The sequence below is a fragment of the Virgibacillus litoralis genome (assembly GCF_017873675.1).
GTDB classification, from domain to species: Bacteria; Bacillota; Bacilli; order Bacillales; family Amphibacillaceae; genus Lentibacillus; species Lentibacillus litoralis.
The window spans coordinates 1-12,116 of sequence record NZ_JAGGKK010000017.1; the positions used below are offsets into that span (position 1 = coordinate 1).

The following is a 12,116-nucleotide window of genomic DNA, read 5'->3' on the forward strand; positions in this document are numbered from 1 at the left end:
GCATTAGCGGAGAGGACACACCTGTTCCCATGCCGAACACAGCAGTTAAGCTCTCCAGCGCCGATGGTAGTTGGGGCTTTGCCCCTGCAAGAGTACGACGCCGCCAGGCATTATAAAAAGCTAAGATACAATGTTGTATCTTAGCTTTTTTCTATATGGAAATTTATAAATTGCCTTTTGTCTAACGCCTCAAGTAAATACAATTTACTTATATCTGATACCCCAACACAACTAAAAGCAGTGGGGTTCTGAATCATTGTCCTTCTTCCGACTACAAATTCCTGTTGTCGATTGGTTTTTAGCCATCAAAAACACCCCATTAAGAACGTAGGTTTTCATTTATTAAACCTTATTCAAAATATAAGTAAAAGTTTACACAAAGGTTTTTAATTTTAGCAGATATGAAAGTATTAATCCTTTCTTACTGCATAAGTGCAACTAAGGCTTATCTTAATTAAGGCTTGGCGATTAGCCAAGTTTTCTAATAAATAAAATATATTCGTATGACTTGTTCCATCCAACGCTTAAAAGTGATGGGCTTTCTCGCTCGTGAAAACCTGTAATTTAGTTTAAAATAAAAGGATATATATAGAAGTAGTGAGGAGGATAGTGAATGATTGAATATATAGACCAATTTTTCGGCGATAATTTTTTAATAATTATTGTTCGCGTACTGATTGCTTTGTTACTTTCAGGCTTAATCGGGTTTGAACGAGAACTAAAAAATCACTCAGCAGGATTTCGTACCCATATTTTGGTGGGAGTTGGCTCCTGTTTGATGATGTTATTATCTTTATATGGTTTTGAAGAATTTATTGGTGAATACGATAACATTCGGTTTGATCCAGCACGTATACCTTCTTATGTAATAAGCGGAATCGGTTTTCTTGGAGCAGGTACTATTATTGTAAATGGAATGACTATCCGTGGGCTAACTACTGCAGCATCTATATGGGCAGTTGCAGGATTAGGATTAGTAGTTGGTGCTGGGATGTATGCTCCAGCGATGTTTACAACACTAATTATTTTGTTAAGTTTAGTATTTCTAAACAATTTTGAAAAACTATTTACTAAAAGTCGATCATCCTACTTAATTGAAATTGTTGCATTGCCTGATTTAAAAATTAATAATATTGTATCAATCTTTGAAGCGTATAATCTATCTATTAAGCAAGTCGAAATCGAACGGGTTGATAACGATCTTCGTAATATCTTTATTAAGATTGACCGGGATCAGGATTTAGATCGGGTATCATTGTTCGCGGAAGTATCAAATCTAAAGCATGTAAAAAATATTATCGAGCGAAAGTAATTTATTTAGAACCTTGCGATCAGAATTCGTAAGGTTTTTTTAGCAAATAACAGAGTATAGGCCCCTTCCTGCTGCGTAAGTACAACTAAGGCTTAAACCATTCGAGCTTGGCGATAAGCGAAGTTTTCTAATGTTTCATTTATCTGTAACTTGGCTAAAATAGATATAGAACATTGTATTTGCATAAGAAATAATTTAAAGTATAATAAAAATATAGTCAAAGTTAGTCAAAGTCAAAAACTTAAAATTAAAAGAGTTGGAAAGACATAAAAGGATAATTCATAAGATGAAAGTGGGGGAGGGTATATGAGCAACATTTCAGATATAATTGAACAACATTTAAAGAAAATTCTGGAGGCTGCTAGGCAGGATGCGATCGAGATTAAACGAAGCGAGATCGCTGATCAATTCCATTGTGTGCCATCACAAATTAATTATGTGATTAATACACGCTTTACTGTGGAAAAAGGGTATATAGTTGAAAGTAAGCGTGGTGGTGGAGGATATATCCGTATTATCCGAATTCAGCATCAGGACAAGTCTGAATTAATAGATGACATTATAGAGATGATAAATCCTCAAGTAACACAACAAGCTGCACTTGATATACTGGAAAGGTTGCTAGAAGAAGAAATTGTTACAAAACGTGAGGCCAAAATTATCTTAAGCGCTATCGGCAGGAATACACTGGCATTTCAATTACCTTTACGAGACGAGGTTCGTGCCCGTGTGTTAACTTCAATGCTGTCGACTTTAAAATATTTAAATAAATAAAGGGGGAGAGAATATATGGAATGTCAAGAGTGCCATAAACGGCAAGCTACCCTTCATTTTTCGCAAGTTATTAACGGCAATAAAACAGAAGTACATGTTTGTGAAATCTGCGCAAAAGAAAAAGGATATATGACATATCCTGAAGAAGGCTATTCCCTTCATAATTTATTATCTGGTTTATTTAATTTTGACACTTCATCTATAGACAGTCAAAAAGGCTCACCATATCAACAGGCACAAGATTTGCAATGTCCGCAATGTGAAATGACGTTTTCTGAATTTAAACGTGTTGGTAAGTTTGGTTGTGCTGAATGCTACCGAACATTTTCTGAACGTTTAGATCCAATCCTTCGTCGTGTGCATAGCGGTAATACGAAGCACCATGGCAAAATTCCTACCCGAAAAGGTGGGGATTTGCACATGAAGAAGGAAATAGAGTCACATAAAGCTGAATTACACCAGTTAATTGAAAATGAAGCTTTCGAGGATGCTGCAAAGGTTAGAGATAAAATTAAAGAATTGGAAAAACAGATGCGAGGTGATAACACATGACCTTACAACACTTTATGAATGAAGCCATTAGCCCGTGGATGAGAGAAGAAGGTCCTGATAGTGATATTGTATTGAGTAGCCGGATACGGCTGGCACGTAATTTTGCAGATTATTCATATCCAATATTAGCTAATCAGAAAGACCTTCAAAGCATAAGTCAGTTTTTCCGGGATGAATACGAACATAAATCTTTTCAGGATTACTTGAATTTTGAATTTATACCTATTAGCAGTCTAAAACCAGTGGAAAAGCGTGTTCTGGTAGAAAAGCATTTGATTAGTCCGCACTTAGTGGAGCATGATAATTCCGCTGCAACACTCATTTCAAAAAACGAACAAGTATCTGTTATGATAAATGAAGAAGATCACATTCGGGTTCAGCTTTATTTTCCCGGATTCCAATTAAATAAGGCACTTGAAAAAGCTTTCGAATTTGATGATTGGCTAGAAGAAAAAATTGATTATGCATTTGATGAAAAACATGGATATTTAACCACTTGCCCGACAAATGTTGGAACAGGGATGCGGGCTTCTGTTATGATGCACCTCCCGGCATTATCATGGACTCAGCAAATTAATCGTATGATACCGTCAATAAACCAGCTGGGGCTTGTTGTTCGTGGTATTTATGGTGAGGGCAGCGAAGCTATTGGAAATATATTTCAAATTTCCAATCAGATTACACTAGGTAAATCTGAAGAAGATATTGTTGAGGACTTACAAAGTGTTGTCCAGCAGTTAATTGAACATGAACGTAATGCTCGCAATAGAATAATGGATCAGTCGAGTACAAAATTAGAGAACAGAATTTATCGCTCATACGGAGTATTGGAATATAGCCGAATATTGGAATCAAAAGAAGCTGCAAAATGTCTATCGAATGTTCGGCTGGGAATTGACTTGGGAATTATAGAAAAAGTACCCCGTAATATACTTAGTGAGTTAATGGTTCTCACTCAACCTGGTTTTTTACAGCAATATGCAAAAAAGACTTTAACAGCGAGTGAGCGAGATGTATTTAGAGCATCATTAGTTCGTGAACGGCTGCAATTAGAGAAATAGGTAGGAGGAAATCGATATGATGTTTGGACGTTTTACAGAAAGAGCGCAAAAAGTGTTAGCATTATCCCAGGAAGAAGCAGTTCGACTGGGCCACAATAATATTGGTACAGAGCATGTATTATTAGGTCTTGTTCGTGAAGGAGAAGGCATTGCTGCAAAAGCACTGCAATCATTAGGATTAGAGGTTCCAAAAATACAAGAAGAAGTGGAAAAGCTAATAGGTGTTGGCAAACAACCTATGCAAACAATTCATTATACACCACGAGCTAAGAAAGTAGTCGAATTATCTCAGGATGAAGCGCGGAAATTAGGTCATTCTTATGTAGGAACAGAACATATTCTATTAGGCTTAATTCGTGAAGGGGAAGGTGTTGCAGCACGTGTTCTAAATAACCTTGGTGTCAGTCTGAATAAGGCGCGTCAACAAGTACTTCAACTATTAGGGAGTAATGAGTCACAGGCAGGTCGCCAAGGCCGTGGTAGTGCACAGGCGACATCAAGTGCGAACACTCCAACATTGGACTCACTGGCACGTGACTTAACTGTTAGTGCAAAAGAAGGAAATGTTGATCCAGTTATTGGACGTGGGAAAGAAATTGAAAGAGTAATTCAAGTACTCAGCCGCCGGACTAAAAACAACCCTGTCTTAATTGGGGAGCCAGGTGTCGGTAAAACCGCTGTCGCGGAAGGATTAGCTCAGCAAATAGTCGACAATGAGATTCCAGAAACTTTACGTGATAAACGTGTTATGACACTAGATATGGGGACTGTTGTTGCAGGAACAAAATATCGTGGTGAATTTGAAGACCGACTTAAAAAAGTGATGGAAGAAATTCGTCAAGCAGGCAATATTATTTTGTTCATTGATGAATTGCATACATTAATTGGAGCTGGTGGAGCAGAAGGTGCTATTGATGCATCTAATATTCTTAAACCAGCATTATCCCGGGGCGAACTGCAATGTATTGGTGCAACTACACTTGACGAATACCGTAAATATATTGAAAAGGATGCTGCGTTAGAACGGAGATTCCAGCCAATTCAGGTAGATGAGCCAACATTGGAAGAAACGGTTCAAATCTTGAAGGGATTACGTGATCGCTATGAGGCTCATCATCGAGTGACAATTCCGGATGAGGCTGTAGAGGCAGCGGCAAATCTTTCAAACCGTTATATTACAGACCGGTTTTTACCAGATAAGGCAATTGATTTAATTGATGAGGCAGGATCTAAAGTTCGATTACGCTCTTATACAATTCCGCCAAACTTAAAGGAACTGGAACAGAAACTGGAAGAAGTTCGCAAAGAGAAAGACTCCGCAGTACAAAGTCAGGAATTTGAAAAGGCGGCATCGTTACGTGACTCAGAACAACGACTGCGAGAAGAATTAGAAGAAACTAAGAGTAAGTGGAAAGAAAAGCAAGGTCAGGAAACTTCAGAGGTAACCGTAGAAGATATTGCTAAGGTTGTTTCTACATGGACCGGTGTGCCTGTTTCTAATCTCACCAAAGATGAAAGTGACCGACTGTTAAATCTGGAAAAAACGTTACATGGCCGTGTTATCGGTCAGGAAGAGTCCGTAAATGCAGTATCAAAAGCGATCCGTCGTGCACGAGCTGGATTAAAGGATCCTAAACGCCCAATCGGTTCGTTTATATTCCTAGGCCCAACAGGAGTCGGTAAAACGGAGCTTGCACGTGCGTTAGCTGAAGCAATGTTTGCTGATGAGGAATCTATGATTCGAATTGATATGTCTGAATACATGGAAAAACATTCTACGTCCCGCCTTGTAGGCTCCCCACCTGGATATGTAGGTTATGAAGAAGGTGGTCAGCTTACTGAGAAAGTACGAAGGAAACCATATTCCGTTGTATTATTAGATGAGGTTGAGAAAGCCCATCCAGAAGTATTCAACATTTTGCTGCAGGTACTTGAGGATGGTCGCTTAACTGATTCAAAAGGTCGTCTCATTGATTTTCGTAATACTGTTCTCATCATGACTTCCAACGTAGGTGCAGATGAGTTGAGACGGAATAAATATGTTGGTTTTAACTTGGATGAAGAGAACCAGGATTACAATAATATGAAAACTAAAGTAACCGAAGAGTTGAAAAAAGCATTTAGACCAGAGTTTTTAAATAGAATTGACGAGACAATTGTATTCCATTCATTAGAGCGCAAACACATGAAGGATATTGTAACACTTATGATTAAACAACTGCAGCAACGCCTTAAGCAACAGGAAATAGAGTTTACATTAACAGATAAAGCTATTGAAAAGATCGCTAATGAAGGATTTGATCCAGAATATGGAGCACGTCCATTACGTCGATCCATTCAAAAAAATATCGAGGATTTACTATCTGAAGAATTGCTGAAAGAAACTATTTCAAAAGGTGAAAAAGTAAAAATCGGTTTAAATAACAAGGGAGAATTTATTGTCTTATCCTAAAAAATAGGATTTAACGAATTAAATATCCTGCAAAAAGCTGAAAGGGAACTCCCTTTCAGCTTTTTTAGCAGTTAAGAAACCAGCATGGCTCCGCTCCGCGAGCCACCATCTATCATGAAAATTATTTTTCATATAGCAAATTTGAGGTTAGCGGACACCAGGGACCTTATTTGGCAAAAATCCACGAAAATGATGGTGTTTGCGGACACCAAGGACCTTATTTAACACAAATACAGTTAAATAACCATGAAATATGTATAATAAGGGCTTCTGTGTCCGGATAACTTCGAGAAAGTTACTTTTATATAGAAATAGCGTCTCCTGTGTCCGCTAAAATCAAGTTATAGAGATATTTTCATACAAAAGTTTAAATACTTTCTTACTGCATAAGGGCAACTAAGGCTTATCTATATTAAAGCTTGGCGATAAGCCAAGTTTTCTAAAGCAATGGGTAAAGGTTTATTGATATTAACTCAACTTTCGCATTTATAGAATAAGCTCAAACAGCTATCTGAATAATCTCAGAACGTTTTTAAATTGTTGCCTCGACAACATTGATTAAAGTATTTTGTATACATAAGATATAAAATGCGAAGTAACTGCTAGAATAATCTCTGAAAGCCTCTCGTCCCGCCGTCCGGGGTTCGCTGCGGGCGGATGCTTTCCTCGGGCAACGCTTCAGCTTCCTCGGAAACCAAAACAGCTTCCTGCTGGATCTTCAGCTGTTGATATTCCCGCAGGAGTCACCGCCCTCCGCTCACCCGGACTAGTGTAGTGCTGTCACAGATTTATTCTATAGCGATTCTTACTCCAGTCAACAGCGTAGTGTATTTCCGGAGCGGTGTCATAGCACTCAACCATTTTTTCATGTTAGTTCGCAGTTTAAATCTTTTATGGCAAAAACAACAACCTTACTTAAAAGAGCCTTAGCAGTTAAGAAAACTCATACTCATACCAAAGCAAAACATCACAATCCTTTTAACGATTAGTCAGGATTTCTAATTCATCACACTTAACAGGGAAAGATGTTAAACTAGTTCTTGTGGCATAAGTATGTAAATTTTATTGTTTAATTGATAGAATTCTGTAACCTTCATGTTACGTTTTTCGTATAGAATAGAAGTTGAACTGAAAGGGTTGAATCACATTGGCAAAACGAAAAGTGAAGTTTGTTTGTCAGGATTGTGGCTATGAATCTGCAAAATGGATGGGTAAATGTCCTGGTTGTAATAATTGGAACACATTAGTAGAAGAAATTGAAGCATCAAGTGTAAAAAACAGACATACAGTAGGTGGGGGAGCAAAAGCTGCTCGTAAACCTGAGAGTATTACTGCAATTGATTCAGAGAAAGAACCACGTATGACAACAACGATGAAGGAATTTAATCGTGTGCTTGGCGGGGGTATTGTTCCAGGTTCACTAGCGCTAATTGGCGGTGATCCAGGTATCGGAAAGTCTACATTACTCTTACAAATCTCAGCCCAATTAGCTGAAAAGCAATTGCCTGTTCTTTATATATCTGGTGAGGAATCTACTCGCCAAACGAAGCTCCGCGCGGACCGGTTGGGAGTCAAGTCAGATTTGTTATATGTACTGGCCGAAACTAATTTACTTGATATTGCTAACCAAATTGAACAAATCAAACCATCTTTCGTTGTAATTGATTCCATTCAAACTATTTTCCGCGAGGAAGTTACAAGTGCACCAGGAAGTGTATCGCAAGTACGTGAGTGTACGAGTGAATTAATGAGGATTGCTAAAACAAATGGGATCCCAATCTTTATTGTTGGACACGTAACGAAAGAGGGTGCAATTGCGGGACCACGAATGCTTGAGCATATGGTTGATGCAGTTCTTTATTTTGAAGGGGAGCAACATCATACACATCGTATTTTACGAGGGGTTAAGAATCGCTTTGGCAGTACACATGAAATGGGAATATTTGAAATGAAGGAAGAAGGACTTAGAGAAGTGTTAAATCCTTCTGAAATTTTCTTGGAAGAACGCTCTCAAGGTACGTCAGGATCAACTGTTGTTGCCTCAATGGAGGGGACAAGGCCAGTTCTGGTTGAGATTCAGGCATTAATATCACCTTCAAGCTTTGGAAATCCAAGAAGAATGGCAACTGGCATTGATTCAAATCGTGTTCCATTGTTAATGGCAGTCTTAGAGAAACGTGTAGGATTGATGCTCCAAAACCAGGATGCCTATATAAAAGTTGCTGGGGGAGTGAAGCTTGATGAGCCAGCAATAGACTTGGCGGTTGCGGTGAGCATTGCCTCGAGTTTCCGTGATCAGCCTACCAAGCCGGAGGATATTATTATTGGAGAGGTAGGGCTGACAGGAGAAATAAGGCGTGTGTCCCGAATTGAGCAACGTGTACAAGAGGCTGCCAAGCTGGGATTTAAACGGGTTATTTGTCCGAAGAAAAACCTGGAAGGATGGAAAGCACCTGAATCGATAGAGGTGGTTGGTGTTAATACTGTACAAGAAGCATTGGATATTGGATTGGACAGATAAGCAAGAAAATCAGTTGAAATTAAATTGACAGACATAACATCATGTGTTAAACTTTATTGTTTATTAAATTGACTGTTAATTGCAGTTATGCTATTGTTTAATTGATATTATAAGTTTTTTACACTTCCAAGATTATTTTTATTTAGGGTTATTTTTAGAAAAATAGGTAATAATAAAAAGATAGGAGGTGACGGTGGTGCTGAAAAAGATTGTCCATTTATTTTTTATCATTAGTGGAGGTACCATTGGGTATTTATATATACCGGATATTATAGAATTATTAGATTTTACAGATGCAAGTTGGGTAGAATCCCCATATGTTGGTTTAGTTTTAGGTGCAATTATACTATCTCTTATTTCTTATTGGCTAGCTGATTACATTGTCGGATTATTAAGGTGGATCGAGGAGGCACTTATTAAAGTGCCTGTTGGCGATTTATTTTTTGGCAGCCTGGGATTAATTATTGGTTTAGTTGTTGCATATTTGATCAATATTGCACTGAAGGATATTGATATTGAGTTTGTTTCACAGGTTATTCCGTTGTTTGTTACCATTTTGCTTGGTTACTTTGGTTTTCAAGTTGGGTTTAGACGAAGAGAAGAATTCGTGAACTTATTAAATATCAGTAAAAAGGAACGCGATAAGCGGACTGCAACAGATGGTGATTCTAGTGAGCAGACACAGCCTAAGGCTAAAATCTTAGATACAAGTGTTATTATTGATGGCCGTATCGCTGATATTTGCCAAACTAGTTTCTTAGAAGGAACCATTGTGATTCCACAGTTTGTATTAGGAGAATTACAGCATATTGCTGATTCATCAGATGTGTTGAAGCGTAACCGCGGACGCCGTGGACTGGACGTTTTGAACCGTATCCAGAAAGAATTACCGGTTAAAGTAGAAATATATGAAGGTGACTTTGAAGAGATTCAGGAAGTCGACAGCAAACTGATAAAACTAGCGAAAGTAATCAATGGTATTGTTGTTACAAATGACTTTAATTTGAACAAAGTGTGTGATCTTCAAGGTGTACACGTGTTAAATATTAACGATCTAGCGAATGCTGTGAAACCAGTAGTATTGCCTGGTGAAGAGTTAATGGTTCAAGTAATTAAAGATGGAAAAGAACAAAACCAGGGTATTGCTTATTTAGATGATGGTACAATGATTGTTGTAGAAGAAGGCCGGGATTACATCGGTAAAACAATAGAGGTACTTATTACTAGTGTTCTGCAAACATCTGCAGGACGAATGATTTTTGCTAAACCGAAATTACTTGAAAAAGCACTGTAAAAAAGGTATAACTTATAGAGGATGAAAAAGTGATAACGTAGTATGTTATCACTTTTTCTAATACTAAATGTACTGCACTTTATATATTGTTAACTAATAGAAAGGGGTACCCAACATGACAGATCAAGTTCGTGTTCGTTATGCGCCAAGTCCTACTGGTAATTTACATATAGGAAATGCGCGGACGGCACTGTTTAATTATTTATATGCTAAACATTTTGATGGGAAATTTATAATCCGGACGGAGGATACTGACGAGAAGCGAAATGTAGCCGGAGGAGAAGAGAGTCAGCTTAAATATTTAAAGTGGCTTGGCATCGAATGGGATGAAGGTGCTGACATTGGTGGAGACTATGGCCCATACCGTCAAATGGAACGGCTGGATATATATGATAAATACGTAGACGAATTACTTGAAAAGGGATTAGCTTACAAATGTTATATGACTGAAGAAGAACTTGATGAGGAACGAGAAGAGCAACGTGCTAAAGGACAAGTTCCAAAATACTCCGGTGCACACAGTAATTTGACGGCAGAAGATATTGCCCAGTTTGAACAGGAAGGTCGTAAGCCAAGTATTCGTATGCGTGTTCCTTCAAATAAAGATTATACATTTAATGATATTGTAAGAGGTAATATAAAGTTTGAATCAAGTGATTTTGGTGACTGGGTAATTGTAAAGAAAAGTGGTACACCAACATACAATTTCGCCGTTGCGATTGATGATCATTTAATGCAGATTTCACATATCCTGCGCGGTGAAGAGCATATTTCCAACACGCCTAAACAAATGATGGTGTATGATGCCTTTGGATGGGAAGCACCAAGATTTGGTCATATGACACTCATTCTGAATGAAGATCGTAAAAAGCTGAGCAAACGTGATGAGCATATTCTGCAATTTATTGAACAATATCGTAACTTAGGCTATTTACCCGAGGCATTATTTAACTTTATTACGTTGCTTGGCTGGTCTCCGGTAGGCGAAGAGGAAATCTTTAATAAGGAAAAATTAATTGAAATTTTTGATCCTGAGCGGTTATCAACGTCTGCTGCAATTTTTGATCAGCATAAATTAAAATGGATGAATAATGAGTATATTAAAGCAACTGATATTGAAAAAGTAATTGAGTTAGCAATGCCGCACCTGATTAAGGCTGGAAGATTACCTGAAGATATGGATGCTTCGACAAGGGAATGGGCAGAGAATGTTATCACATTATATCGGGAACAACTGCGATACGGAGCGGAAATCGTTGAATTAACGGAGTTGTTTTTCAAGGAATCAATTGATTATGATGAAAGTGCCATGGAAATATTGCAACAGGAGCAGGTACCTGAAGTATTGCAGGTTTTTACAGACAAACTAATCCATTTGGATGACTTTACGAAGGATTCTATTAAAGCAGAAATTAAGGCAACGCAAAAAGAAACAGGCCACAGAGGTAAAAAGTTATTTATGCCAATTCGAGTTGCTACAACTGGACAAGCACATGGTCCAGAGCTCCCAATGGCGATAGAATTATTAGGAAAAGAAATTATTTTAAGCAGATTAGATAAAGTGTTAAAAAAATTAGAAGCTTAATTAATTCACATCGAGCCGAAAATATAATATAGTAGTAATACAATATTGGAGCGTTGATAAGGAGAAGTAAAAAACGGATGACTTATCCAGAGAGAATCGCCTGAGGCTGGGAGCGATTTAAAGCATCGTTTTTGAAATGCACCTTTGAGCCCGTTATGGAAGAAATGTACATAACGGCGGTACTCAGCCGTTATTAGAGTATAAGTTGGGAGAAGCGATATCTCCAAACAGAGTGGAACCGCGCCATAAGCGTCTCTGTGTATTGAATACACAGGGGCGTTTTTTTAAACTGTCTAGCTATAAAATATAAGTGCAGTGGATAACTGGACTCCAGAATCAGCCACGTCCAGCTCCAGCGCCTAGCGCCTAGTGGACTTCCCTCCCCGTGTCTACGATAAGTCAACATCGAATCGCTTACGCTCTTCGTGTATCCTTTATCTCACACGGGTCAGTCCAGTCCATACGGAGCTGAACAGGCGCTTGCGCTTTTGTTACTGCAAAAGTATAAGGCAATCCAAAGTTATAAGGGGTTCTAAGAAAGCATAATACCCTTTCGAAAGAATCC

Annotated in this window: 8 protein-coding genes, 1 rRNA gene and 1 other annotated feature; all 9 genes read left to right on the plus strand. The window is 38.2% G+C overall.

Features of this window, described 5'->3' with window-relative positions:
- Positions 1–109, plus strand: a 5S ribosomal RNA gene (gene rrf / locus J2Z82_RS14230); the annotation flags it as partial.
- A 504-nt stretch (positions 110–613) separates the two neighbouring features.
- Positions 614–1,312, plus strand: a complete 699-nt coding sequence (locus J2Z82_RS14235) for an MgtC/SapB family protein (RefSeq protein WP_209481447.1) — start codon at positions 614–616, stop codon at positions 1,310–1,312.
- 306 nt (positions 1,313–1,618) lie between these two features.
- Positions 1,619–2,086, plus strand: a complete 468-nt coding sequence (locus tag J2Z82_RS14240; RefSeq protein ID WP_092494542.1) for a CtsR family transcriptional regulator — start codon at positions 1,619–1,621, stop codon at positions 2,084–2,086.
- A 15-nt stretch (positions 2,087–2,101) separates the two neighbouring features.
- Positions 2,102–2,638, plus strand: coding sequence for a protein-arginine kinase activator protein McsA (gene mcsA, locus J2Z82_RS14245; protein ID WP_209481448.1), 537 nt, complete (start codon positions 2,102–2,104; stop codon positions 2,636–2,638).
- Positions 2,635–3,699 (plus strand): protein-arginine kinase McsB, encoded by a 1,065-nt coding sequence (mcsB, locus tag J2Z82_RS14250; RefSeq protein ID WP_209481449.1) that lies wholly within the window; start codon positions 2,635–2,637, stop codon positions 3,697–3,699. The genes mcsA and mcsB overlap by 4 nt, the downstream gene beginning before the upstream one ends.
- A 16-nt stretch (positions 3,700–3,715) precedes the next feature.
- A complete protein-coding gene (gene clpC, locus J2Z82_RS14255) occupies positions 3,716–6,151 on the plus strand; it encodes an ATP-dependent protease ATP-binding subunit ClpC (protein WP_209481450.1) in 2,436 nt (811 codons plus the stop codon).
- 1,147 nt (positions 6,152–7,298) lie between these two features.
- The gene (gene radA / locus J2Z82_RS14260) at positions 7,299–8,672 is read left to right on the plus strand and encodes a DNA repair protein RadA (RefSeq protein WP_209481451.1); all 1,374 of its coding nucleotides are present in this window, start codon (positions 7,299–7,301) and stop codon (positions 8,670–8,672) included.
- A gap of 196 nt (positions 8,673–8,868) precedes the next feature.
- Complete coding sequence (locus J2Z82_RS14265) at positions 8,869–9,966, plus strand: PIN/TRAM domain-containing protein (protein WP_209481452.1); 1,098 nt, start codon at positions 8,869–8,871, stop codon at positions 9,964–9,966.
- A gap of 115 nt (positions 9,967–10,081) precedes the next feature.
- The gene (gene gltX, locus J2Z82_RS14270; RefSeq protein ID WP_209481453.1) at positions 10,082–11,551 is read left to right on the plus strand and encodes a glutamate--tRNA ligase; all 1,470 of its coding nucleotides are present in this window, start codon (positions 10,082–10,084) and stop codon (positions 11,549–11,551) included.
- Between the two features lie 44 nt (positions 11,552–11,595).
- Positions 11,596–11,811 (plus strand) — a binding site (T-box leader).
- Positions 11,812–12,116: the final 305 nt, after the last annotated feature.